This window comes from Streptomyces melanosporofaciens, assembly GCF_900105695.1.
In the GTDB taxonomy this organism is placed as follows: domain Bacteria; phylum Actinomycetota; class Actinomycetes; order Streptomycetales; family Streptomycetaceae; genus Streptomyces; species Streptomyces antimycoticus.
Genome location: NZ_FNST01000002.1, coordinates 2,810,418 through 2,835,850, shown reverse-complemented (window position 1 = coordinate 2,835,850; position 25,433 = coordinate 2,810,418). Strand labels below are relative to the sequence as shown.

The window sequence follows — 25,433 nt, the reverse complement described above, 5'->3', positions numbered from 1 at the left end:
GTCCGGCACCGGGCGTACTCAATTCTTTGCACTGTCGTTGTCGCACCTCACGGGCGTCGGAGAGGCTGCGAAGCGTGAAGGCTGTTCAGCCGACCGTCTCCTTTCTCCCATCGAATGTGGAGTGAGTGCATGTCTCTCCCGCAGGGTGTTCGATTCCGCTTGACCGACGGCCAGCGGGGAATCTGGTACGCCGTCCAGGGCGACTTGGCCAATCCGCTCTTCGGCCTGGCGGAGCGGGTGGACATCCAGGGCCCCGTCGACACCGGGCTGTTCGAGGCCGCCCTGCGGCGGGTGGTGGACGAGACCGAGGCCCTGCGGGTGTCCTTCGGCGAGGACGCCGACGGCCCCTACCAGGTGGTGGCGCCCGCACTCGACTGGCCGTTCCACCTCGTGGACGTGGCCGGAGCGGACGATCCCGAAGCCGCCGTGCGCGACTGGACGTCGGCCGACCAGAGGCGTCCGGTGGACCTCTCCGCCGGACCGCTGTTCACCTTCGCGCTGTTCCGGCTCGCCGAGGACCGTTACGTCTGGTACCAGCGCCATCACCACATCGCGCTGGACGGTCTGAGCGTGGGCATGGTCGCCCGTCGGGTCGCCGCCGTGTACTCGGCCGCGTCGGCGGGGGAGCGGTGCCCGGAGTCCGGCCACGGTGGTCTGCGCGAGCTCATCGAGGCCGACGCCGCGTACGGCGAGTCCGAGGAGATCGCCGGCGACCGGCGCTACTGGGCCGAGCAGTTGGCCGACCGCCCCGAGGCGCATGGCCTGACCGCACAGCCCACCCGCTATCCGGACGGCCCGCTGCTGCGGGTCGTGTCCACGCTGGAGCCCGCCGCCGTCGAGTCGATCCGGTCGCTGGCCCGCGAGGCCGGTACGGCCTGGCCGACGGTGGCCGTCGCCGCCCAGGCGCTGTATCTGCACCGGATCACCGGCCGCACCGATGTCGTCCTCGCCCTCCCGGTCGCGGCCCGCCCCGGCGGCGACGCCGCCAACGTGCCCGGCATGGTGTCCAACCTCGTGCCGCTGCGGCTGTCCGTACGGCCCGGGGACACCGTCGCCGAACTGCTGGGCCAGGTCTCCCGGCGGATGCGCGGCGCCCTGCGCCACCAGCGCTACCGCTACGAGGAGCTGCGCCGCGACGTCGGCGCGCTGGCCGACGGCAGGCGCCTGGTCGGCCCGCGCGTCAACATCATCATGTTCGACTACGACCTGGACTTCGGCGGCCACCCGGGCGTGGTGCACAACCTGACCATCGGCCACGACGACGATCTGACCGTCGTCGTCGACAACCGGGCGGGCGACGGCGGGCTGCGGGTGGAGCTCAACGCCAGCCCCGAGCTGTACTCCGCCGCCGAGGTGGAGCGCCACGGCGAGCGGCTGACCGGACTGATGCGCGCCCTGGGCGCCGGTGCGCCGGACCGGGCGCTCGGAGCGCTGGACATCGCCACCGAGGCCGAGCGCCGGCAGGTGCTGGCGGACTTCGACGGCGCCGAGGCCCAGGCAGCCACCGCCGCCCTGGCCGCCCGGCCGGACAGCGACGGGGCCGCCACTGCCACCCTCGCCGAGCTGTTCGAGGCGCGGGTGCGGGAGTGCCCCGAGGCGGGGGCGGTGTCCCTCGGCGCGGACACGCTGACCTACGCCGAGCTGAACACGCGGGCGAACGCGCTGGCCCGGCTGCTGGCCGAGCGGGGCGCGGGGCCCGGCCGGTTCGTGGGCCTGGTGCTGCCCCGCTCGATCGACCTGGTGGTGGCGCTGCTGGCGGTGGTGAAGTCGGGCGCCGCCTATGTGCCCATCGACCCCGCGTATCCGGCGGACCGCATCGCGTACACCATCTCCGACGTGGACCTGACCCTGCTGATCACGGACAGGCGGGTCGAGGTGGCGCTCCCGGAGGGCGTGGAGCGGGTGGTGCTGGGCGACGAGGAGGCGCGGGCCCGGCTCGCCGCCCTGCCCGGCACCGATCTGACCGACGCCGACCGGCCCTCGCCCCTGCTGCCGGTGGCCCCCGCGTACGTCATCTACACCTCCGGTTCCACCGGGCGCCCCAAGGGCGTCGTGGTCTCCCACCGGAACGTGGTCCGGCTGTTCGCCGCCACCCGCAGGTGGTTCTCCTTCGGCGCCGACGAGGTGTGGACCCTGTTCCACTCCTACGCCTTCGACTTCTCGGTATGGGAGCTGTGGGGGCCGCTGCTGCACGGCGGGCGGCTCGTGGTGGTCCCGTTCGAGGTGTCGCGGTCGCCGGAGCGCTTCCTGCGGCTGCTGGCGGACGAGCGGGTGACCTTCCTCAACCAGACCCCGTCGGCGTTCTACCAGCTTGTCCACGCCGACCGGGAGGACCCTGCGACCGGCGACCGGCTGGCACTGCGCCATGTGGTCTTCGGCGGCGAGGCGCTGGACCTGGGGCGGCTGGCCGACTGGTACGAACGGCACGGCGCGGGCGCCCCCTGCGCACCGCTGCTGGTCAACATGTACGGCATCACCGAGACCACGGTGCACGTCAGCTATCTCGCCCTGGACGCCGAACTCGCCGCCTCGGGCGCCGGTTCGCTGATCGGCCGGGGCATCCCCGATCTGCGGGTGCGGGTGCTGGACGGCGCGCTGCGCCCGGCGCCCCCGGGCGTGGCCGGGGAGATGTATGTGGCGGGCGCCGGTGTCGCGCAGGGCTATCTGAAGCGGCCCGGCCTGAGCGCCTCCCGGTTCGTGGCCGACCCGTTCGCGGGCGACGGCAGCCGGATGTACCGCACCGGTGACCTGGCGCGCTGGAACGCCGACGGGCTGCTGGAGTACCTGGGCCGCGCCGACGACCAGGTGAAGATCCGCGGATTCAGGATCGAGACCGGTGAGATAGCGGCCGCGCTGTCGGCCTGCCAGGGCGTCGCCGACTGCGCCGTGGTCGCCCGGGACGACCGGGGCGGTGAGCGGCGGCTGGTGGCGTATGTGGTGCCGCAGGCCCCCGGCGAGGCGCTGGATTCCGGACTGCTGCGCAAGAAGCTCGGCGAGTCGCTACCGGACTACATGCTGCCCGCCGCGTTCGTCACCCTGCCCGCGCTGCCCCTGACCCCCAGCGGCAAGCTCGACGCACGGGCGCTGCCGGAGCCCGAGGTGGCCGGCGGGGCGGCCGGACGCGACGCCCGCACCCCGGGCGAGCAGGTGCTCGCCGGGCTGTTCGCCGAGGTGCTCGGCGTGCCCCGGGTCGGCGTGGACGACAACTTCTTCGCCCTCGGCGGCCATTCGCTGGCCGCCACCCGGCTCGCCGGCCGGGCCCGCTCCGTGCTCGGCGTGGAACTCGCCGTGCACGAGGTGTTCGACCGGCCCACCGTGGCCGCGCTCGCCGAGCTGCTGGACACCGCGAGGGCCGCGCGGACCGCGCTGGTCCCGGTGGACCGGCCCGACCCGATGCCGCTGTCGTTCGCCCAGGCCCGGCTGTGGTTCCTCGACCGGCTCGACGGACCCAACCCCACGTACAACATCCCCTTCCTGCTGCGGATGTCCGGCGATCTGGACGTCGCGGCGCTGCGGGCGGCGCTGCGCGATGTGCTGCTGCGGCACGAGAGCCTGCGCACCGTCTTCCCCGACACGGCGGGTGAGCCCCGGCAGCACCTGGTGGCCGCCGACGAGCTGCCGCCGCTGCCGTACGCGTCCGAGGTCACCGCCGCGGACCTGCCCGCCGCCCTCGCGGCCGCCGCGAGCCACAGCTTCCGGCTCGCCGGCGAACTGCCGCTGCGCGCCGAGCTGTTCCACCTCGGCGGCGGCGAGCATGTGCTGTCCGTCGTCGTCCACCACATCGCCGGGGACGGCTGGTCCCTGGCGCCGCTGGTGCGCGATCTGTCGGCCGCCTACACCGCCCGCTGCGACGGCCGGGCCCCCGGCTGGGAGCCGCTGCCGGTCACCTACGCCGACTACACCCTGTGGCAGCGGTCGCTGCTGGGCGAGGACTCCGACGAGACCAGCCCGCTGGCCCGTCAGCTGGCGTACTGGAAGAGCGCGCTGGCCGGTCTCCCCGAGGAGCTGGCCCTGCCCACCGACCGGCCGCGGCCCGCCGTGGCGAGCCACCGCGGCGCCGTACTGGACTGCGAGATCGGCCCCGAACTCCACCGTGAGCTGCTCGCCGTCGCCCACGCGGGCGGCGCCAGCGTGTTCATGGTGCTCCAGGCGGCGCTGGCCGTGCTGCTGTCCAAGCTCGGCGCGGGCGACGACATCCCGGTCGGCAGCCCGATCGCCGGACGGACCGACGAGGCCCTGGACGACATGGTCGGGTTCTTCGTCAACACGCTGGTGCTGCGCACCGACACCTCCGGGCGGCCGACGTTCACCGACCTCGTCGACCGGGTCCGCCGGGCCGACCTGGCGGCCTACGCGCATCAGGACGTGCCGTTCGAGCGGCTGGTCGAGGTGCTCAACCCGGACCGCTCGCGGTCCCGGCACCCGCTGTTCCAGATCCTGCTGAGCATGCAGGACCACCCGGACCGCACGCTGGACCTGCCCGGTCTGACCGCCTCGGTGACCCCGGGTGACCTCACCATCGCCAAGTTCGACCTGCAATTCGACTTCCAAGAGCGCCGGGACGAGGCGGGAGCGCCCGCCGGGATCGGCGGGCAGGTGCTGTACGCCACCGATCTGTACGACGCCGAGACCGTCGGCCGGATGGTGCGGCGGTTCCTGAAGGTGCTGGAGTCGGCCGTCGCGCGGCCCGGGACGAGCATCGCCGAGATCGACGTCCTGGCGCCCGAGGAGACCCGCCGACTGGCCGTGGAGTGGGCCGGCCCGGTCCGCGAGGTGCCCGCGCTCACCGGCTCGGTGCCCGCCCGGTTCGCCGAGCGGGTGGCCGCCGCCCCGGACGCGACCGCGCTCATCGCCGCCGACGGCACCGAGATCAGCTACCGGGAGCTGGAGACGCGCGCCAACCGGCTCGCGCACCGGCTGCTCGCCGCGGGCGCCGGCCCGGAGGCGCGGGTGGCCGTGCTCCAGCAGCGCTCGGTGGAGCTCGTCGTCTCCCTGCTCGCCGTGCTCAAGGCCGGTGCCGCGTATGTGCCGCTGGACTCGCGCGCCCCGCAGAGCCGCTGGGAGCAGGTGATGGAGCGGACCGAACCGTCGGTGCTGCTCGTCGACCGGGCCCAGCCGGAGCTGGAGTTCGGCCACCGGGCCACCACCGTCGTGGTCGACGGCGACCTCGATGACCTCGCCGGGCAGCCGGACCAGCCCCCCGCGGTGGCCGTCCACCCCGAGCGGCTCGCGTATGTGATGTTCACCTCCGGCTCGACGGGCCGCCCCAAGGGCGTCGCGGTCACCCACCGCGATCTGCTGGCGTTCGCCCTGGACGGCTGTTTCGCCGCCGACGCCCACCGCCGGGTGCTGCTGCACGCGCCGCACGCCTTCGACGCCGCCAACTACGAGCTGTGGGTGCCGCTGCTCACCGGCGGCACGGTGGTCATCGCCCCGCCGCAGGACATGGACGTCCGCACCCTGCGCCGGATGATCGCCGAGCACGGCATCACCGGACTGCACCTGACCGCCGGGCTGTTCCGCGTCGTGGCCGAGAACGACCTGGACTGCCTGACCGGTGTGCGGGAGCTGCTGGCCGGCGGCGACGTCGTGCCCGGTACGGCGGTGCGTGCCCTGCTCGAGCGCTTCCCCGGCATGGTGTTCAAGGACACCTACGGCCCGACCGAGACCACCTCCTTCGCCACCTTCCACCGGGTGACCTCCGCCGACCGGGTGCCCGACGTCGTACCGATCGGTGCCCCGCTGGACAACACCCGGGCCCAGGTCCTGGACGGCCAGTTGCGCCGGGTGCCGCCGGGCGTGGTCGGCGAGCTGTACATCGCCGGCGAGGGACTGGCGCGCGGCTACTGGCGCGCGCCCGCGCTCAGCGCGGAGCGGTTCGTCGCCGATCCGTACGGTCCGGCGGGGAGCCGGATGTACCGGGTGGGCGACCTCGCCCGCTGGACCGGCGAGGGGGTGCTGGAGTTCGCCGGCCGCGCCGACGATCAGGTGAAGATCCGGGGCTTCAGGATCGAACCCGGTGAGGTCGAGGCCGCGGTCGCCCGTCGGCCCGGTGTCGCCTCCGCTGCCGTGATCGTGCGCGAGGACCGCCCCGGGGACAAGCGGCTGGTCGCCTACGCGGTGCCCGCCCCGGGCCACCGCCTCGATGCGACCGCGCTGCGCGACCAGCTCGCCGAGGAGCTGCCCGACTACCTGGTGCCCTCCGCCGTACTGGCGCTGGACACCCTTCCGCTCACCCCGAACGGCAAGCTCGACCGCGCGGCGCTGCCGGAGCCGGAGCTCACCGGCGAGGGGGCGGGCAGGCCGCCGCGGACCCCGCAGGAGCAGGTGCTGTGCGGACTCTTCGCCGAGATCCTCGAACTGGCCTCGGTGTCGGTGGACGACAACTTCTTCTCCCTGGGCGGGCACTCCCTGCTCGCCACCCGGCTGGTGCTGCGCATCCAGGCCGTCCTGGGCGTCGATGTGGCGGTGCGCGACCTGTTCGACGCGCCGACCGTCGCCGAGATGGCCCGGCTGGTCGACCGGGCCACCGGGGCGCGCACCCCGCTGACGGCCCGGGAGCGCCCCGAGGCGGTGCCGCTGGCGTACCCGCAGCGCGGACTGTGGTTCATCAACCAGATGGACCACGCGGACGGCACCTACAACCTGGGTGTGTCGCTGCGCTTCACCGGACGGCTGGACCGCGGCGCGCTCTACGCCGCGCTGCACGACGTCATCGCCCGGCACGAGAGCCTGCGCACCCTCTTCCCCGACCGCGACGGCGTGCCCTCCCAGGTGGTGCTGGACGCCGACGAGGCCCGGGCCGAGATCCAGGTCTCCGAAGTGGCCGAGGAGCGGCTGGACGAGGCGCTGTCGAAGGTGGCGCGGCGCGGTTTCGACCTCGGCGCCGAACTGCCGATCCGCGCGGACCTGCTGGTGCTGAGCCCCACCGAGCACGTCTTCCTGATCGTGGTGCACCACATCGTCGCCGACGGCTGGTCCTTCGGCCCGCTGGTGGACGACCTGGTCGCCGCCTACACCGCGCGGCGCACCGGATCCGCCCCCACCTGGCGGCCGCTGCCGGTGCAGTACGCGGACTACACGCTGTGGCAGGCCGAGCTGCTGGGCGCCGAGGACGACCCGGACAGCCTGCTCGGCCGTCAGCTCGACTACTGGAAGCGGACCCTGGCCGGTCTGCCCGAGCAGCTGGAGCTGCCCACCGACCGGCCCCGCCCGGCGGTGCTGGGCAACGACGGCGACCGGCTGCCGCTGTCCCTGAGCCCCGAGCTGCATACCGCGCTGACCGACATCGCCCGCTCCAGCGGCGCCAGCCTCTTCATGGTGGTGCAGGCGGCCCTGGCCGGGCTGCTGTCCCGGCTGGGCGCGGGCGAGGACATCCCGATCGGCACGGCCATCGCGGGCCGCAACGACGAGTCCCTGGTGGACGGCATCGGCTTCTTCGTCAACACGCTGGTGCTGCGCAACGACGTGTCGGGCGATCCGACCTTCCGGCAGCTGGTGGAGCGGGTCCGGGAAGCGGACCTGGCCGCCTACGCCCACCAGGAGGTGCCGTTCGACCTGCTGGTGGAGACCCTGAGCCCGGACCGGTCGCTCTCCCGGCACCCGCTGTTCCAGACGATGCTCACCTTCGAGAACATCCCCGAGCTGAAGCTGCGCTTCCCCGGTCTGGACACCCGGCTGCACCCCGCCAACAACCGCACGGCCAAGTTCGACCTCGACTTCGCCATCGGCGAGACCTTCGACGCGGGCGGCACCCCGGCCGGGATGACCGGCACGCTGGTCTACAACACCGACCTGTACGACCGGGCCGGCGCGCAGACGCTGGCCGACCGGTTCGTACGCCTCCTGGAGACGGTGGCGGCCAACCCGGCCGTCCGCGTCACGGAGATCGACCTGCTCTCCGAGGCGGAGCGCCGGCGGGTGCTGGTGGAGTGGAACGGGGACGCGGCCGGTGAGGTCGCGGCCACCCTTCCGGAGCTGTTCGAGGCGCGGGTGCGGGAGTATCCCGGTGCGCGGGCGGTGTCCCTGGGCGGGGACGCGCTGACCTACCGGGAGCTGAACGAGCGGGCCAACGCGCTGGCGCGGTTGCTGGTCGAGAAGGGCGCGGGGCCGGGCCGGTTCGTGGGTCTGGTGCTGCCGCGGTCGGTGGATCTGGTGGTGGCGCTGCTGGCGGTGGTGAAGTCGGGGGCCGCGTACGTGCCGATCGACCCCTCCTATCCGGCGGACCGTATCGCCTACACGGTCTCGGACGTGGACCTGGCGCTCGTGGTGACGGACACCCGGGTCGAGGTGCCGCTGCCAAAGGGCGTGGCGCGGGTGGTGCTGGGCGATGAGGCGGTCGCGGGGCGGCTCGCCGGGCTGCCGGGCACGGACCTGACGGACGCCGACCGGATCGCGCCGCTCGTGCCGGGAGCGCCCGCGTACGTGATCTACACCTCGGGTTCGACGGGGCGTCCCAAGGGCGTGGTGGTCTCGCACGGCAATGTGGTGCGGCTCTTCGAGCACACGCGGCAGTGGTTCGCGTTCGGCCCGGACGATGTGTGGACGCTGTTCCACTCCTACGCGTTCGACTTCTCGGTGTGGGAGCTGTGGGGGCCGCTGCTGCACGGTGGCCGGCTCGTGGTGGTGCCGTTCGACGTGTCCCGTGCGCCGGAGCGTTTTCTGCGGCTGCTGGCGGACGAGCGGGTGACCTTCCTCAACCAGACGCCATCGGCCTTCTACCAGCTCGTCCACGCCGACCGGGAGGATCCGGGGACCGGCGATCGGCTGGCGCTGCGCCATGTGGTCTTCGGCGGCGAGGCGCTGGACCTGGGACGGTTGACGGATTGGTACGAACGGCACGGTGCGGGCGCCGCCTGTGCGCCGCTGCTGGTGAACATGTACGGCATCACCGAGACCACGGTCCACGTCAGCCATCTGCCGCTGGACGCGGAGCTGGCGGCCTCGGGCGCGGGCTCGCTCATCGGCCGGGGCCTTCCGGACCTGCGGATCTATGTACTGGACGGTGCGCTGCGCCCGGTGCCCCCAGGAGTGGCGGGGGAGATGTACGTGGCCGGTGGCGGCGTGGCGCAGGGGTATCTGAAGCGGCCGGGGCTGAGCGCGTCGCGGTTCGTGGCCGATCCGTTCGCCGGTGATGGTGCGCGCATGTACCGGACCGGCGATCTGGCCCGCTGGACCGCGGAGGGTCTGCTGGAGTATCTGGGCCGGGCGGATGACCAGGTGAAGATCCGGGGCTTCCGGATCGAGACGGGGGAGATCGCCGCCGTGCTCTCCGCCTGCCGGGGCGTGGCCGACTGCGCGGTGGTCGCCCGGGACGACCGGAGCGGCGAACGCCGGCTGGTCGCCTATGTGGTGCCGCAGGACCCGGATGAGGCACCGGAACCGGGCCCGCTGCGCGACACGCTCGCCGCGTCGCTGCCCGACTACATGCTGCCGTCCGCGTTCGTGGAGCTGGAAGCGCTGCCCTTGAACGCCAGCGGCAAGCTCGACCGCAAGGCGCTGCCCGCCCCGGAGTACGCGCCGGCGTCGGCGGGCCGCGCGGCGGGCACACCCCGCGAGGAGATCCTCTGCGGGCTGTTCGCCGATGTGCTCGGCGTGCCCGCGGTCGGCGTGGACGACAACTTCTTCGACCTGGGCGGCCATTCGCTGCTGGCGGCAAGGATCGTCAACCGGATCCGTTCGGTGCTGGCCGTCGAGCTGTCCGTCCGCACGCTCTTCGAGGCCCCGACCGTGGCGGCGCTGGCGAGGGCCCTGGACGGGGAGGCGGCCGCGCGGCTGCCGCTGACCGCCCGCGAGCGGCCCGAGGTGCTCCCGCTCTCGTCCGCCCAGCGCAGGCTGTGGTTCCTGGGCCGGATGGAGGGGCCGAGCGCCACCTACAACGTGCCGGTGGTGCTCCGGCTGTCCGGGGCGCTGGACCGGGCCGCGCTGGAGCTGGCGCTGTCCGACCTGATCGGCCGGCACGAGAGCCTGCGCACGGTCTTCCCCGAGACCGACGGCTCGCCCCGGCAGCAGGTGTGGGACCCGGACGCGGTGCGCGTGCCGCTGACCGTGGTGGAGACGGCCGAGGCCGCGCTGCCGGAGCTGCTCCGGGCGACCGTCGCCCGGGGTTTCGACCTGACCGTCCAGCTCCCGCTGCGCACCACCTTGTTCGCGCTCGGCGAGAACGAGTACGTCCTGGCCGTGGTGATCCATCACATCGCCACCGACGGCTGGTCCACGGCGCCGCTGGTGCGCGACCTGTCGGCCGCCTACGCCGCCCGCTGCGACGGCCGGGCCCCGGCCTGGGCGCCGCTGCCGCTGAGCTACGCCGACTACACCCTCTGGCAGCGCGACCACCTCGGCGACGAGGACGACCCGCAGAGCCTGGCCTCCCGTCAGCTCGCGTACTGGCGCCAGGCGCTCGCCGGGCTGCCGGACGAGCTGACCCTGCCCACCGACCGGCCCCGGCCGGCCGTGGCCGGGCACCGCGGCCGCACCCTGGACTTCGCGATCGAACCCGGGCTGCACGACCGGCTCACCGCGCTGGCCCGGGCCCGCGGGGTCAGCACCTTCATGGTGCTGCAGTCGGCGCTGGCCCTGCTGCTGACCAAACTGGGCGCCGGAGAGGACATCCCGGTCGGCAGCCCCATCGCCGGGCGCTCCGACCAGGCCCTGGAGGACCTGATCGGCGTCTTCCTGAACACGCTGGTGCTGCGCACCGACACCTCGGGCGACCCGACGTTCGACCGGCTGCTGGACCGGGTGCGGCGCACCGCGCTGGACGCCTACGCCCACCAGGACCTGCCGTTCGAGCGGCTGGTGGAGGTGGTCGACCCGGAGCGGTCCCTGGCCCGGCATCCGCTGTTCCAGGTCATGCTGATGGTCCAGAACATGCCGGCCGCCGAGACCGCGCTGGGTGAGCTGGCCCTGCGGCCCGAGCTGGTCGACCTGGGCGTCGCCAAGGTCGATCTGAGCTTCGCCTTCGGTGAGCGGCCGGAGCGGCCGGGCGCGCTGTCCGGCGTCTGCGAGTACAACACCGATCTGTTCGACGAGGACAGCGTGGAGACGCTGGTCCGGCGGCTGGTCCAGGTGCTGGAGGCGGTCACCGGTGACCCGGGGCTGCGGATCAGCGAGGTCGATGTGCTCTCGGCGGCCGAGCGCGAGCGGGTGCTGGTCGAGTGGAACGACACCGCGCGGCCGCTGCCCGCACGCCGGGTCCATGAGCTGTACGAGGCGCGGGCCGCCCGTACGCCGTCGGCCGTCGCGGTGGTCTCCGGCGGTGTCGAGCTGACCTACGCCCAGCTGGACGAGCGGGCGAACCGGCTCGCCACGCTGCTGACCGCCCGCGGTGTGGGCCCCGAGCGTCTGGTGGCCGTGGCGATGCCGCGCTCCGCGGACCTGCTCGTCGCCCTGCTGGCCGTGCTCAAGACCGGGGCGGCCTATCTGCCGCTGGACCCGGACCACCCGAAGGACCGGATCGGCTACACCCTCCAGGACGCCCGCCCCGCGCTGGCACTGGTCACCTCCGGCACCGCGCCGCTGCTCACGGCGGGCGGCGGGGACGGCGACGGGGAGGCGGCCGCCACCGGTGATGCGGCGGGCGGTGGCGTACCGGCTCTGGTGCTGGACGATCCGGCCACCGTCGCCGAGCTGGCGGCGGCGCCCACGGCCGCGCCCGGTGTGGTGTGCTCGCCGGACCACCCGGCGTATGTCATCTACACCTCCGGTTCGACCGGCCGCCCCAAGGGCGTGGTCGTCCCGCACGGCGCGCTGAGCAACTTCCTGGACGACATGGCCGAGCGGTTCGGCCTCGGTCCCAGCGACCGGCTGCTCGCGGTCACCACCGTGTCGTTCGACATCGCGGCGCTGGAGCTCTATCTGCCGCTGCTGTGCGGCGCGGGCGTGGTGATCGCCGACCGGGACACCGTGCGCGACCCGGCCGCGCTGCTGCGGATGGCCGAGGAGACCGGGGCCGGCATCGTCCAGGCGACACCGTCGCTGTGGCAGGCCATGGTCACCGCGTCGCCGGAGGGCGTACGCGGGCTGCGGGTGCTGGTCGGCGGTGAGGCGCTGCCGGAGGCGTTGGCCGCGCGGCTGCGTACGTCCGCCGCCGGGCTGACCAACCTCTACGGGCCGACCGAGACCACCATCTGGTCGACGGCCGCGGACCTGACGGACGGCCACGGCGTGCCCTCGATCGGCACTCCGATCGCCAACACCCAGGTCTATGTGCTGGACGACCGGCTGCGGCCGGTCGCCCCCGGGGTGCCGGGCGAGCTGTACATCGCCGGCGCGGGCGTCGTGCGGGGCTACCACAACCGGCCCGCGCTGACCGCGGAACGGTTCGTGGCCTGCCCGTTCGGCGGCCCCGGCGAGCGCATGTACCGCACGGGCGACATCGTCCGCCGGACCGCCGACGGCCGGCTGGAGTTCTCGGGCCGGGCCGACCACCAGGTGAAGGTGCGCGGTTTCCGGATCGAGCTCGGGGAGATCGAGACGGTGCTGACCGCCCATGAGGCGGTCGGCCAGGCCGTGGCGCTCGCCCGCGCCGACCAGGGCGAGGCCGCGCGGCTGGTCGCCTATGTGGTGCCGCGGACCCCGGGTGAGGAGCTGGATCCCGGGCTGCTGCGCACGAAGCTCGGCGAGTCGCTGCCGGAGTACATGATCCCGTCCGCGTTCGTGGTCCTGGACCGGCTGCCGCTCACCCCGAACGGAAAGCTGGACCGCAAGGCGCTGCCCGCGCCGAGCTTCGGCGCGGCGGCCGATTCGCGGCCCCCGCGGAACCCGGTCGAGGAGGCGCTGTGCGCGGTCTTCGCCGAGGTGCTCCGGCTGTCCTCGGTCGGCATCGACGACAGCTTCTTCGAACTGGGCGGCGACAGCATCGTGTCGATGCAGCTCATCGCCCGCGCCCGCGCGGCGGGTCTGGTCCTCGCCGTCAACGACGTCTTCGAGCACAAGACGGTGGCCGGGCTCGCCGCGGTGGCCGAGGTGCTCGACGACGCGGTCTCCCGTGAACCGGACAACCCCGTCGGCGAGTTCGCCCCCACGCCGATCATGCACTGGCTGCGTGAGCGCGGTGGTGCGATCGACTCCTTCAGCCAGCCGATGCTCGTCCGGACCCCGGCGGGCCTGGACCTGCCGACGCTCACCACCGCGCTCCAGGCGCTGCACGACCGGCACGATGTGCTGCGCGCCCGGCTGGGCGAGGACGGCGAGGGCGGCTGGCGGCTGAGCGTGCCACCGGCCGGGTCGGTGTCCTGTGCGGAACGCGTCCGCCGGGTCGGCATCGCCGAAGCCGCGGCCGGGGACCTCGCCCCGCTGCTCGACCGCGCCCTCACCGAGGCCCGTGCGGAACTGGCGCCCCGGGACGGCGAGATGGTGCGCGCGGTGTGGTTCGACGCCGGTCCCGGACAGCCGGGACGGCTGCTGCTCGTCGCCCACCACCTGGTGGTCGACGGGGTGTCCTGGCGGATCCTGCTGCGGGACCTCGCCGACATCGCGACGGCCCTCGCCGCCGGACGGGAGCCGGAGCTCACCCCGGTGGGCACCTCGGTGCGCCGGTGGAGCGAACGGCTGGCGGCCGAGGTGCGCAGGCCGGAACGGCGGGCGGAACTGCCGCTGTGGACGGAGATCCTGTCCGCCCCGGACGTCCAGCTCGGCGCCCCGGACACCTCGTCGGGCGGGGTCACCCCGGGCCCCGGGCGCGACCCGGCCGGACCGGTCGCCCGCGTCACCATGACGCTGCCGGCCGCACGGACCGCGCCGCTGCTCGACCAGGTGCCGTCGGTGTTCCACTGCGGTGTGGACGACGTGCTGCTGAGCGCGCTGGCGCTGGCGATCGCCGACCGGCGCCGCCGGCTGGGCTCGACGGCCACCTCGGTGCTGGTCGCCGTGGAGGGGCACGGACGGGACGAGAGTGTCGGGGGCGTGGATCTGTCCCGCACGGTGGGCTGGTTCACCAGCCTCCACCCGGTGCGGCTGGACCCCGGCCAGGTGCAGTGGGGCGACCTGTGGTCGGGCGGCCCGGCCACCGGGCGGGTGGTCAAGCGGATCAAGGAACAGCTGCGCGCGGTGCCCGGCACCGGGATCGGCTACGGACTGCTGCGCCATCTGGACCGGGAGACGGCCGCGGAGCTGGCCGGGTCGGCCGTGCCGCGGATCGGCTTCAACTATCTGGGCCGGGTCGAGTTCCACGACGGGCCCGGGGGCGACTGGCTCCCGGCCTCGGAGGCGCTCGGGCTCGACCTCGGCGACGGTCCGCTCACCCCGTACGGACTGGAGCTGAACGCCGTCACCATCGACCGCCCCGGCGGCCCGGAGCTCATGGTGACGTGGACCTACGCCCAGGACGTGCTGTCCGAGGCGGAGGTACGGGAGGTCGGCGAGGCGTGGCTGCGCGCCCTGGAGGGGATGGCGCTCCATGCGGCCGGACCCGGCGCGGGCGGCCACACCCCCTCGGACCTCGCCCTGTCGAATCTGGAGCAGGAGGAGATCGAGTTGCTGGAGGACGAGTGGTGAAGCGTCGATGACCATCACCTCTGAGGAGTTCACCCGGACCATGGCCCGGGTGCCGGCCCCCGTGACGGTGGCCACGACGGTCGACGCGTCCGGGCGCAGATGGGGGTTCACGGGCAGCTCGTTCAGCTCGCTGTCCCTGGCCCCGCCCCTGGTGCTGATCTGCCTGGGCAAGTCCGCGAGCACCCATGAGGCGTTCACCACCGCCGGAAGTTTCATGATCAACGTCCTGGCGGAGGGACAGGCGGACATCGCGAGGCGCTTCGCCGCCTCCGGTGTGGACCGGTTCGCGGCGGGGGACACCCTGCCGATGGAGCTGGGGCTGCCGGGCATACCGGAGGCGGTCGCCCGGGTCGCCTGTGCACTGCACCGCGTGGTGGACGGCGGCGACCACTCCGTCCTCATCGGCCGGGTGGTGGCGGCCCACGTCGGTGAGGACGCCCCGCTGGTCTACTACGACCGGTCCTTCCAGCGCCCGGTGTCGGTGGCCGAGACGGCCCCCGGGGCCGCGGTCTGGTGAGCGCGGCCCCGGGGGCCGGGGACGGATCGACCGCGGGGGCTCAGTGCCCCCGCGCGATCCACTCGTCCAGGTGCGGGGCCTCGTCCCCGATGGCCGTGGAGTCGCCGTGGCCGGTGCGGACCAGCGTCTCCGGGGGCAGCGTCAGCAGCCGCTCCCTGATCGACTCGACGATCGTCGGGAAGGACGAGTAGGAGCGCCCGGTCGCGCCGGGGCCGCCCTGGAAGAGGGTGTCCCCGGAGAAGACCGTGGTCAGCGCCGGGGCGTGCAGGCAGACCGCACCGGGGGAGTGGCCGGGGGTGTGCAGCACCCGCAGCTCGGTCCCCGCGACGGTGAGGACGTCGCCGTCGGCCAGCGGCTTGTCCGGGGCGCGGTCCGGGTGGCGCATCCGCCACAGCACCTCGTCCTCCGGGTGCAGCAGGATCGGCGCGCCGGTGCGCTCGGCGAGGGCCGGGGCGGCGTCGATGTGGTCGTCGTGGCCGTGGGTGCAGATGATGCCGAGCAGCCGGCGGTCGCCGATGGCGTCCGCGATGGCGTCGGCGTCATGCGCGGCGTCGATCACGTACACCTCGTGGTCGTCGCCGATCAGCCACACGTTGTTGTCCACCTCCCAGGTACCGCCGTCCAGCGAGAAGGTGCCGGAGGTGACGAGGTGGTCGACGCGTACGGGCGGAGGGGTCATCAGAACATCACCACCGAGCGGAGCACCTCTCCGCGGTGCATCTTGGCGAACGCCTCCTCGATGTCCTCCAGCCCGATCGTCTCGCTGACGAACGCGTCCAGGTCGAGGCGGCCCTGCTGGTAGAGGTCGATCAGCATGGGGAAGTCGCGGGACGGCAGACAGTCCCCGTACCAGGAGGACTTGAGCGCCCCGCCGCGCCCGAAGACGTCCAGGAGCGGCAGCTCCAGCTTCATCTCGGGGGTGGGGACACCGACCAGGACGACCGTGCCGGCCAGATCGCGGGCGTAGAACGCCTGCTGGTACGTCTCGGGGCGGCCCACCGCCTCGATGACGACGTCGGCGCCGTTGCCGTCGGTCAGCTCCCGGACGGCCTCGACGACGTCGACGCTGCCCGCGTGGAGGGTGTGGGTGGCGCCCAGTGAGCGGGCCCACTCCAGCTTCCGCTCGTCCAGATCCACCGCGATGATCTTCGCGGCCCCGGCCAGCCGTGCCCCGGCGACCGAGGCGGCGCCGACACCGCCGCAGCCGATCACGGCGACCGAGTCGCCGCGCTGGACATTGCCGGTGTTGAGCGCGGCGCCGATGCCGGCCATCACGCCGCAGCCGAGCAGCCCGGCCGCGGCGGGCGAGGCCGAGGGGTCGACCTTGGTGCACTGCCCGGCGGCCACCAGGGTCTTCTCGGCGAACGCGCCGATGCCGAGCGCCGGGGTCAGCGCGGTGCCGTCGGTCAGCGTCATGGGCTGCTTGGCGTTGTGGGTGTTGAAGCAGTACCAGGGGCGGCCGCGGCGGCAGGCCCGGCACTCGTGACAGACGGCCCGCCAGTTGAGGATCACGAAGTCGCCGGGGGCCACCTCCGTGACGCCCTCGCCCACGGACTCCACGATGCCCGCCGCCTCATGGCCGAGCAGGAAGGGGAACTCATCGTTGATCCCGCCCTCCCGGTAGTGCAGATCGGTGTGGCAGACGCCGCACGCCTGGACCTTCACCACCGCTTCGCCGGGGCCGGCGTCCGGCACCACGATCGTCTCGATCCTGACCTTCTCGCCCTTGCCGGGGGCCACCACGCCGCGTACCTGTTGAGTCATGACAGCAGCGTAAGTGGCGACCAGCGGCTACGACAGGGATGACGGGGCACGCCCGGAACGGGCCGCACCGGTGTTCCCCGGTGCGGCCCGTCACCGCTTGGGCGGACCGCTTACTTCACGTTGATCGCGGTCCAGGCGGCGGCGACCGCCTTGTACTCGGTGGAGTTCGCCCCGTAGAGGTCGGACGCGGCACTGAGGGTGCCGGTGCGGGCGCCCGCGTACTTGGTCGTCGAGGTCCAGTACGTGGTCAGGGCCCGGTACCAGATCTTGATGGCCTTGTCCCGGCCGATCCCGGTGACGGTCGAGCCGTTGTAGGTCGGGCTGTTGTAGCTCACGCCGTTGATGACCTTCGCGCCGCTGCCCTCGGACAGCAGGTAGAAGAAGTGGTTGGCGGGACCGGAGGAGTAGTGGACGTCGATGTTGCCGAGCGTCGAGGACCAGTAGTCCTTGGACGCCCCGTCCTTGCTGGGCTTGTCCTGGTAGCGCAGCGGGGTGCCGTCCCCATTGATGTTGATCTTCTCGCCGATGAGGTAGTCACCGACGTCCGCGGAGTTGCCGGCGTAGAACTCCACCGCGGTGGCCATGATGTCGGAGGTGGCCTCGTTGAGACCGCCGGGCTCACCGGCGTAGTTGAGGTTCGCGGTGGCCGCGGTCACGCCGTGGCTCATCTCGTGGCCGGCCACGTCCATCGAGGTCAGCGCGTTGGCGTTGCCGGAGCCGTCGCCGTAGGTCATGCAGAAGCACGAGTCCTGCCAGAAGGCGTTCACGTAGTTGTTGCCGTAGTGGACGCGGGAGTACGAGCCCACGCCGTTGTTCTTGATGCCGTTGCGGCCCAGGAACTCCTTGTAGAAGTCCCAGGTCTCGGCCGCGCCGTAGTGCGCGTCGACGCCGGCGGTCTGGCGGCCGCCGCCCCATACGTCGTCCGCGTCGGTGAACAGGGTGCCGGTTCCCGAGCTGCCCTGATTCAGGTCATAGGTCTTGTGGTTGCCTCGGGCACCGTCTGTGAGGCTGTAGGTGGAGCCGCTCTTGGTGGTGCCCAGGGGCACCGTGCCGCTGTACTTGCTGGTGCCGGTGCCGGTCTCGACACCCTCCCACTGGGACAGCTTCGCGCCCGTGGTGGCGTCGGTGACGACGTGCAGCTCGCTCGGGGTGCCGTCGGCCTGCGTCCCGGTGACGACGGTCTCCCAGGCCAGGACGGGCTTGCCGGTGGCCGCCCAGACCACCTTCCGCGGCGACTTGGCCTTCTCGCCGGTGGTCGCCTTCGGCGCGGCCTTCAGGGCGGTGCCGGAGGCGGCCTGCGGGGCCACGGCGGCGTCGGTGCTCTTGACGGCTATCCGCGCGCCGGTGGCCTTGTTGACGGAGCGCGCGCCACTGGTCTTCTCGTGGACGACCAGGTCGCCACCGAGGACCGGCAGCCCCGCGTAGGTGCGCTCGTAGCGGGTGTGAACGGTTCCGTCCGCGTCCTTGATGACGTCGCGGACGAGGAGCTTCTCCTTGGCCCCGAGTCCGAGGGACTCGGCCTGCGCGGAGGCGTCGGCCTGGGCCGCCTTGATCGCGGTGGCGCGCTCGGGGGCGGTCAGCGGAAGCGCCGTGGCGCCCGCCTCGCGGGAGCGCTCCGGCTGGGCGCTGGCCTGGCCGGACTGCACACCGATGACGACCATGGCGGCGGAGGCGACGAGCGCCGCCACGCGGACGGTCTTCTTACGGGGGGAGGAAGCGATGGGTCTCACTCGGTCTCCTTGCCTTGGGGCCGCCGGGTCGCGGCCCTGTGTAGGGGGTACGGACGGCCATGGGTGGGCCCTCCGGTCGAGCAGGAGTGGTGCGAGTGGTGCACATTGCGCTGCGAGAAGGCCCTACCGCGGAGTCAGAGGACGCGCAGCGGGCCGACCAGAGATTGTCATCGAACGATCGATTCGGGTAGGCGCGTAACAAGAATTTGACTCGACGTTGTTCAAGTGGGGGCGAATTCGGTCAGCGAGGCATGAGGCAACAACAGTTGTTTGATGCCGACTTATGGCGCTACGTCATGCCCCTGTTGGATCGGCGCCTCCGGCCGCTCCGGGGGCCGGTACCGGCCGATCGCCCAGGTGGCGAGCGCGGCGGGCCGCTCGGCGGCCCCGGAGGGCGGCGTTGCTGTGTACGCGACGAGAAGACGATCTGTGTGCCCAACGGCGCGCAACACCCTCACCCCGGGCACCGGCACCGGCCCAGCCGCTGGGCGGAGCGGCGGCGGGGGGGAGCTCAGAACTCCAGCACGGCGCGGTAGCGCGCGCGTCCGTGGCGGACATGGTCGAGCGCCTCGTCCATGCGCGCGACCGGGAAGGTCTCGACGGCCGGGCGGATGCCGTGCCGCGCCGCGAAGTCCAGCATCTGCCGGTTCTCCGCCGGTGACCCCACGAGGCCGCCGACCAGCCGCTTCTCGCCCAGCAGAAGGCTCAACGGCCGGAAGCCGAACGGCCCGTGGGGAACGCCGACCACGCACAGCGTCCCCTGCGGCCGCAGCGCCGCGAGATACGCGTCCCACGGCAGATCGGCCGAGACGGTCGAGAGGATGAAGTCGAACGAGCCCGAGACCCGCTCGAGCCCCTCCTCCGCGGCGACGAACTCATGGGCGCCGAACCGGCGGCTGTCGTCCGCCTTCGCCGCCGTCGAGGAGATGGCGGTCACGTGGCAGCCCCATGTGGCGAGGAACTGGATCGCGAGGTGGCCCAGGCCGCCCACCCCCACCACGGCGACCCGGTCGGTGGGCCGGACCCCGTTCCGCGTGATCGCCGAGAACACGGTGATCCCGGCGCACAGGAGCGGCGCCGCGTGCTCGGAGGCGAGGGAGTCGGGGATCGGCTGGACATACCGCCAGTCGCTCGCCCGCACCCGGGTGGCGAACGCGCCGCGGTGGCCGCGCAGCACCGTGTCGTCCTTGTCCGCGCACAGATACTGCCGACCGCTGAGGCACCACTCGCAGGCGAAGCACGCCCCCGCCACCGCGCCGACGCCCACCCGCCGGCCGACGGCAAGCTGTCCGCCGTCGACAGCGCTGCCCACGGCCTCGATCACCCCGACCGCCTCATGGCCCGCGACCAGCGGGAACCGGGAGTAGCCGTGCGCGTCGTCGACCATGCCGACGTCGGTCCGGCAGACGCCGCAGTGCGTCACGGCGACGTCGACCTCCAGGGGTCCCAGGGGCTCCGGCTCGTACTCGAGCGCCTGAACAGGGCCACCGGCCCGCTCCACCGCGTAGGCGCGCACGGTCATGCGCCCCACCTCATTTCTAACTAACTAGTTGGTTGGTTTTTGTACGCTACGCGGCAGCGCCCGCGCTGGCAACTAACCAGTTGGTAACCTGAGCCCCGTGTCTCCCCGGAAAAGCGATGCCACCCGCCGCCGCCTGCTCGACGCGGCCACCGCCGACTTCGCCGCCCATGGCATCGCGGGCGCCCGGGTCGACCGCATCGCGGCCGCCGCGGGCATCAACAAGGCGCAGCTGTACGCCTACTTCGGAGACAAGCTCGGCCTCTTCGGCGCCGTCTTCCGCCTCCACGCCGATGTCGTCGTCGACTCCGTGCCGTTCACGGCCGACGACCTCCCCCAGTACGCCGTGCGGCTGTACGACACCGCCATGGAACGGCCGGAGCTGATCCGCCTGGCCACCTGGGCGAGGCTCGAAGGAGTGGCCACCAACAACCTGGTGACCGAGTCATCGGCCACCGTCGCCACCAAACTCCAGGCGATCGCCGACGCCCAGCGCGACGGCCGGATCACCGACTCGATGGACCCTCAGGACGTCCTCGCACTGCTGATCGCCATGGCCCTGACCTGGTCCGCCTCCGGCCTCTCCGCGACAGCCGCCCCGGACGACCCGCCCGCGGCCCACGACCGCCGCAAGCAGGCCCTCTCCCGGGCGGTCTCGGGCGCCTTCGGCGCGCGGGGCTGATCGTCCTCCGAAAGGGTGACTACGGGCCGGACCGCCCGGGACCGCTCGCCTACGCTGGAAGCATCGCTCCGTACGAAGGAGGTCCACCGTGGTACTGACGGCCCCCGAGCGCGAGGCGCGCGCGGACAGTGGCGAGAGCACCGCTTCATCGGTCGAGGAAGCCTTCGTGGCGTTGAGCGCGGCAGCCCCCGAGGGATGGCGCGTGGAACTGATCGAAGGAGAAATCCACGTGGTGCCTCCCGCTAACGGTGAGCACGAAGAGATTGTGTCGGAAGTGACTGGGCAGGTACGCGACCACAGGAAAGACCTGGGGCGCTACACGGGCATCGGACTTCGTGTTCCGGATGCGTCACCAACCGGCAAGGTCGTTCCTGATTTCGTCATCGCGCCGAAGGGGAGCTTCGGCGACTCCTTGGAGTATCACGACCCCGGCGCGGTGATGCTCGTCGGCGAGGTCACCTCGCATTCGACCGCCGACAACGACCGGGGGCCCAAGCTGCGGGGCTATGCGGCGGCGGGCATTCCGTTCTACCTGCTGATCGACCGGGAGCGGAAGCAGGCCGTGCTGCACTCCCTGCCCGCCGGGAAGAGGTACACCCGCAAGGTCGAGGTCGACATCTCCCAGCCGCTGTCGCTGCCCGAACCGCTCGGGTTCGACCTGGACACCAGCGAGTTCTGACCCGGTTCCCTTTGTAAGGGCCACATAAGGGCCTTATGAGTGCCTTATAGGCGTCGGTATGGCGAGGGCCGCCCCTGGTGTGGGGCGGCCCTCAGTGTTTCCGCGCCGGTGAAACCTCAGACGTTGACGCCGAAGTCCTGGGCGATGCCCACGAGACCGGCGGCGTAGCCCTGGCCCACGGCACGGAACTTCCACTCCGCGCCATTGCGGTACAGCTCGCCGAAGACCATGGCGGTCTCGGTCGCGGCGTCCTCGCTCAGGTCGTAGCGGGCGATCTCGGTGCCGCCGGCCTGGTTGACGATGCGGATGAACGCGTTCCGCACCTGGCCGAAGTTCTGGCTGCGGGACTCGGCGTCGTAGATCGAGACCGGGAAGACGATCTTCTCCACGTCGGCCGGCAGACCGGCCAGGTTGACGTTGATCTGCTCGTCGTCGCCCTCGCCCTGGCCGGTGACGTTGTCACCGGTGTGGACGATGGTCTGGTCCGGGGTGGACTTGTTGTTGAAGAACACGAAGTGCTGGTCGGAGTAGACCTTGCCGTTCGCGTTCACGGCGATGGCACTCGCGTCGAGGTCGAAGTCGGTGCCCGTGGTGGTGCGGACGTCCCAGCCGAGGCCGACCGTGACGGCGGTCAGGCCCGGTGCCTCCTTGGTGAGCGAGACGTTGCCGCCCTTGGACAGGCTTACAGCCATGGGGAGTCCCTTTCGTGGTCTCGATGATTCGAGGCGACGGGCGAAGCCGTCGTCACCCTCCACAACGCCACGAACAGCCCGACAGGTTCCAGCTCCCTTTACTTTCTTTGCCAAACCCTGATGCGGCGGTGTGACGAGATAACCGGATGACGCCGCCGGGGTCGGCGGGCGACCATGGACGCATGCCCGCGCCCTATGTCATCCGAGGTTCCGTCTCCCTGCCGGAGGCCGAGCTGGTGTGGCGTTTCTCGCGGTCCTCCGGGCCCGGGGGGCAGCACGTCAACACCAGCGACAGCCGGGTCGAGCTGCGCTTCGACCTCGCCCGCACCGAGGCGCTGCCGCCCGTATGGAAGGAGCGCGCGCTGGAGCGGCTGGCCGGCCGGCTGGTGGACGGGGTGGTGAGCGTACGGGCCTCCGAGCACCGTTCGCAGTGGCGCAACCGCGAGACGGCCGCCGTAAGGCTCGCATCGCTGCTCGCGGAGGCGACCGCGCCACCGCCCAAGCCGCGCCGCCCCACCCGGATCTCCCGGGGCCTCAACGAGCGGCGGCTGCGGGAGAAGAAGCAGCGCAGTGACGTCAAGCGGGGGCGTACGGGGCGGGGCTGGACGTAGGACGTAGCACCGGGCCGGGGCCGACTGGGCCCCCGCTCCTTACTCTTCGGCCTCCCCCCGGCCGCCCTCACCCCAGCGCCCGGTAGCGCCCCCTGAAGTACGTCAGCGGCCCGCCCTCCGCGGCCGGTGTCGCCGCGTCCAGCACCCGTGCCACCACCAGCGTGTGGTCCCCGGCCGTCACCCGCTGCTCGGTGCGGCACTCCAGCGTCGCCAGCGCGCCCACCGCGAGCGGGGCGTCCGTGTGCTCGCCCCGCACCACGGGCATGTCCTCGAACAGCAACCTGTCGCTGATGCGCCCCTTCATGGCGAATCGTCCCGCGATGTGCCGCTGACCTTCCGACAGGACCGATACCGCCCAATGCGGCTGTCGCTCCAGCAGCTCATCCATCCGCGAACCGTTGCGAACGCTCACCATCACCAGCGGCGGGTCAAGTGACACTGACATGAACGCGGTGGCCGTCATGCCGACGTCCTCGCCGCGCGGCCCCTCCTCCGGATCATGTGCGGTCACCAGCACCACGCCCGCGGTGAGCCGGGACAGCGCGGCACGGAACTCGTCCTCACTCACCCCACCAGCATGGGGGACGGAGGGCTCGGCTGGACTGGAAGGAGTCGTCGGGAACACCCTTCGACGCTAACCGCCCCCGTCCCCTCCCCGCATCGGGCCCGGGGACCACGGCGGGCTTAGGCCATCGGCCGTAGGCCGGGCGCCGGCCGGAAGGCGCCCGGCCTATTCGGGCGGCCGCCTTGCATGGCCAGGTATCTCCGTTCCGGAATTTGCGTTCACAAAAACTAGGAGCGCTCCCACCCCCTCTGTCAAAGAAGTGAATACGTTCTGTGACATGAGTCACAGCAGGCAGTAATTGTTGACCCTGTGTACCGAGTGAACAGCTCGCTGTGATTCAGTGGCCGTGGCAATCGGACGACAAGACGCCAGGAGTTTGCTGTCGAGGTCTCGGGGGAGTGCGATCGATGGAGACCGAGTCGGAGCCGTACATCCGCCTTGCGACACTGCGGCAGCTGCACCAGGTAGTCGCCGATCTGAACACCGCCCGCAGCCTCGCCGACACGCTTCAGGCCGTCGCCGACGGCGTCATCGCCGGGCTCGGGTTCGAGCTGTCGGCCGTCAACCTCGTCCGCCCCGACGGAGACCTCGTCGTCGCCGCCGTCGGCGGCAGCGCCGGGGCCGAGGCGCTGATGGCCGGGCGGGTCGGCTCCCGCTGCTCCTGGGAGCGCAGGCTGTCCATGGGCGACCGCTGGGGGGATCTGCGCTTCATCCCGTACAGCGAGGGCTGGGTCCTCGACGACGACGATGTCCCGCAGTGGCACACCCCCGGCCCCGCGCCCCGCTTTCCGGACGAATGGCACCCCATGGACCGCCTGTTCGCCCCGCTCTACGCGGCGGGCGCCTCCGGCGGCGAGCTCATCGGCGTCATCTCGGTCGACAAACCGCGCAACGGCCGCCGCCCCGGCGCCTGGGGCCGCGAGGCGCTCCAGATGTACGCCTTCCACGCCGCCGTCGCGATCGGCAACGCCCGGCTGCGCGGCAATATGCAGCGCGCCCTGCTGCGCCTGGAGCGTGAGCAGCAGGCGCTGCGCGCCAGCGAGGAGTCCTTCCGGCAGGCGTTCGAGTACGCGCCCAGCGGTATGGCCATCGCCGAGATGGGCGGCGATCAGCACGGCCGGCTGCTGCGCACCAACGACGCCCTGTGCCGGCTGCTGGGCCGCCCCGCCTCCGCGATGCGCCGCTTCTCCTTCTCCGACCTCGTCCACCCCGAGGACATCGGCACCCTGCTGCGCACCTCCGCCGAGGGCGGCCGCGCCGAGCTGCGCCTGGCCCGCCGCGACGGTTCGTACGTCTGGGTCTCGCTGCGCAACTCGGTGGTGGCCGACGCCGCCGACGGCCCGCGCTTCCTGCTCACCCATGTCGAGGACATCGAGGAGCGCAAGCGCCATGAGCTGCAGCTCGCCCACCGCGCCAGCCATGACTCCCTGACCGGTCTGCCCAACAGCGCCGAGCTGCGCGCCCGGCTCGCCGCCCGGCTGTGCGCCACCCCGCCCCGGCCGGGCGGGGGCTACGACGAGGAGGCCGCCTCGTCCGACGGCACGGACGCCGGCGGGGTCTATGTCGACGCGGCGGGACATCTGCACGGCTTCGACGACTTCGAGTGCTTCGGCACCCCGCCCCCCGCCGAGAGCGTCCCGTTCGACGGCCATGTGCACACCATCCCGCCCAATGAGGACTCCAACGCCGACGACGGCCATAAGGGGCTCGCGGTGCTCTTCTGCGACCTCGACGGCTTCAAGTCCATCAACGACCGCTTCGGGCACCACGCGGGCGACGCCGTGCTGATCGAGGTCGCCCGCCGGCTGACCAACGGCGTGCGGGAGGGGGACACGGTCGCCCGCCTCGGCGGCGACGAGTTCGTCGTCCTCGCCGACGGCCTCGGCCGGGCCGACGCCCAGGACCTGGCCGTGCGGCTGCGCAATGCGATCACCCCGCCCATCCGGGTCGACGGCCGGGCCGTCCGGGTGGGTGCCAGTTTCGGCATCGGCTGGGCGGGCTGCGGAATGTCGGCCGAAGAGGTGCTGCACTCCGCTGACCAGCGGATGTACATCGAGAAGCGGTCCCGCTCCAAGGAGCGCCGCCGGGCCGGGTAGCTGTGCCGGTGGATGGTTGTGAGATATATCGGGGGGTGGAGGGGTGCACCGACCGGCCGAATGAGGTGTGGGAGCGGTCGGT

The 25,433-nt window shown here is 72.5% G+C and carries 12 protein-coding genes; 6 read left to right on the top strand and 6 right to left on the bottom strand.

The window, feature by feature from the left end:
* Positions 1-159: 159 nt before the first annotated feature.
* Positions 160-14,496 (top strand): non-ribosomal peptide synthetase, encoded by a 14,337-nt coding sequence (locus BLV72_RS14595; RefSeq protein WP_208905629.1) that lies wholly within the window; start codon positions 160-162, stop codon positions 14,494-14,496.
* Between the two features lie 7 nt (positions 14,497-14,503).
* The gene (locus tag BLV72_RS14590; protein ID WP_093462722.1) at positions 14,504-15,013 is read left to right on the top strand and encodes a flavin reductase family protein; all 510 of its coding nucleotides are present in this window, start codon (positions 14,504-14,506) and stop codon (positions 15,011-15,013) included.
* A gap of 40 nt (positions 15,014-15,053) precedes the next feature.
* Here the strand turns inward: BLV72_RS14590 and BLV72_RS14585 are convergent, their stop codons facing one another.
* The 4 genes from BLV72_RS14585 to BLV72_RS14570 form a co-directional block, all read right to left on the bottom strand.
* The gene (locus BLV72_RS14585) at positions 15,054-15,692 is read right to left on the bottom strand and encodes an MBL fold metallo-hydrolase (RefSeq protein WP_086706490.1); all 639 of its coding nucleotides are present in this window, start codon (positions 15,690-15,692) and stop codon (positions 15,054-15,056) included.
* Positions 15,692-16,777 carry an S-(hydroxymethyl)mycothiol dehydrogenase gene (locus BLV72_RS14580; RefSeq protein ID WP_093462720.1) on the bottom strand — a complete coding sequence of 362 codons (1,086 nt, stop codon included), beginning with the start codon at positions 16,775-16,777 and terminating at the stop codon, positions 15,692-15,694. The genes BLV72_RS14585 and BLV72_RS14580 overlap by 1 nt, the downstream gene beginning before the upstream one ends.
* Before the next feature lie 110 nt (positions 16,778-16,887).
* The gene (locus BLV72_RS14575; protein ID WP_093462718.1) at positions 16,888-18,507 is read right to left on the bottom strand and encodes a M4 family metallopeptidase; all 1,620 of its coding nucleotides are present in this window, start codon (positions 18,505-18,507) and stop codon (positions 16,888-16,890) included.
* A gap of 511 nt (positions 18,508-19,018) precedes the next feature.
* Entirely contained in the window at positions 19,019-20,029 is a 1,011-nt protein-coding gene (locus tag BLV72_RS14570) for an NAD(P)-dependent alcohol dehydrogenase (RefSeq protein ID WP_093462716.1), read from the bottom strand.
* A 97-nt stretch (positions 20,030-20,126) separates the two neighbouring features.
* Here BLV72_RS14570 and BLV72_RS14565 point away from each other — a divergent pair, with 97 nt between their 5' ends.
* Both BLV72_RS14565 and BLV72_RS14560 read left to right on the top strand, forming a co-directional pair.
* A complete protein-coding gene (locus BLV72_RS14565; protein ID WP_093462714.1) occupies positions 20,127-20,708 on the top strand; it encodes a TetR/AcrR family transcriptional regulator in 582 nt (193 codons plus the stop codon).
* Positions 20,709-20,796: 88 nt separating this feature from the next.
* Entirely contained in the window at positions 20,797-21,387 is a 591-nt protein-coding gene (locus BLV72_RS14560; RefSeq protein ID WP_185929641.1) for a Uma2 family endonuclease, read from the top strand.
* Between the two features lie 116 nt (positions 21,388-21,503).
* On the opposite strand, the gene BLV72_RS14555 is transcribed toward BLV72_RS14560, so the two are convergent.
* The gene (locus BLV72_RS14555) at positions 21,504-22,079 is read right to left on the bottom strand and encodes a TerD family protein (RefSeq protein WP_059142734.1); all 576 of its coding nucleotides are present in this window, start codon (positions 22,077-22,079) and stop codon (positions 21,504-21,506) included.
* A gap of 182 nt (positions 22,080-22,261) precedes the next feature.
* Between BLV72_RS14555 and arfB the strand changes: the two genes are divergently transcribed.
* A complete protein-coding gene (arfB, locus tag BLV72_RS14550; RefSeq protein ID WP_093470346.1) occupies positions 22,262-22,690 on the top strand; it encodes an alternative ribosome rescue aminoacyl-tRNA hydrolase ArfB in 429 nt (142 codons plus the stop codon).
* A 67-nt stretch (positions 22,691-22,757) separates the two neighbouring features.
* Here arfB and BLV72_RS14545 read toward each other — a convergent pair whose 3' ends face one another.
* Complete coding sequence (locus BLV72_RS14545; protein ID WP_425288375.1) at positions 22,758-23,258, bottom strand: flavin reductase family protein; 501 nt, start codon at positions 23,256-23,258, stop codon at positions 22,758-22,760.
* 404 nt (positions 23,259-23,662) lie between these two features.
* Between BLV72_RS14545 and cdgB the strand changes: the two genes are divergently transcribed.
* Entirely contained in the window at positions 23,663-25,351 is a 1,689-nt protein-coding gene (cdgB, locus tag BLV72_RS14540; RefSeq protein WP_093462710.1) for a diguanylate cyclase CdgB, read from the top strand.
* The last annotated feature ends 82 nt before the right edge of the window (positions 25,352-25,433 follow it).

Excerpts from the sequence above, each read along its gene's own strand:
- BLV72_RS14590 (WP_093462722.1), top strand. The coding sequence starts at position 14,504 with ATGACCATCACCTCTGAGGAGTTCACCCGGACCATGGCCCGGGTGCCG.
- BLV72_RS14585 (WP_086706490.1), bottom strand. The coding sequence starts at position 15,692 with ATGACCCCTCCGCCCGTACGCGTCGACCACCTCGTCACCTCCGGCACC.
- BLV72_RS14580 (WP_093462720.1), bottom strand. The coding sequence starts at position 16,777 with ATGACTCAACAGGTACGCGGCGTGGTGGCCCCCGGCAAGGGCGAGAAG.
- BLV72_RS14570 (WP_093462716.1), bottom strand. The coding sequence starts at position 20,029 with ATGACCGTGCGCGCCTACGCGGTGGAGCGGGCCGGTGGCCCTGTTCAG.
- BLV72_RS14555 (WP_059142734.1), bottom strand. The coding sequence starts at position 22,079 with ATGGCTGTAAGCCTGTCCAAGGGCGGCAACGTCTCGCTCACCAAGGAG.
- arfB (WP_093470346.1), top strand. The coding sequence starts at position 22,262 with ATGCCCGCGCCCTATGTCATCCGAGGTTCCGTCTCCCTGCCGGAGGCC.
- cdgB (WP_093462710.1), top strand. The coding sequence starts at position 23,663 with ATGGAGACCGAGTCGGAGCCGTACATCCGCCTTGCGACACTGCGGCAG.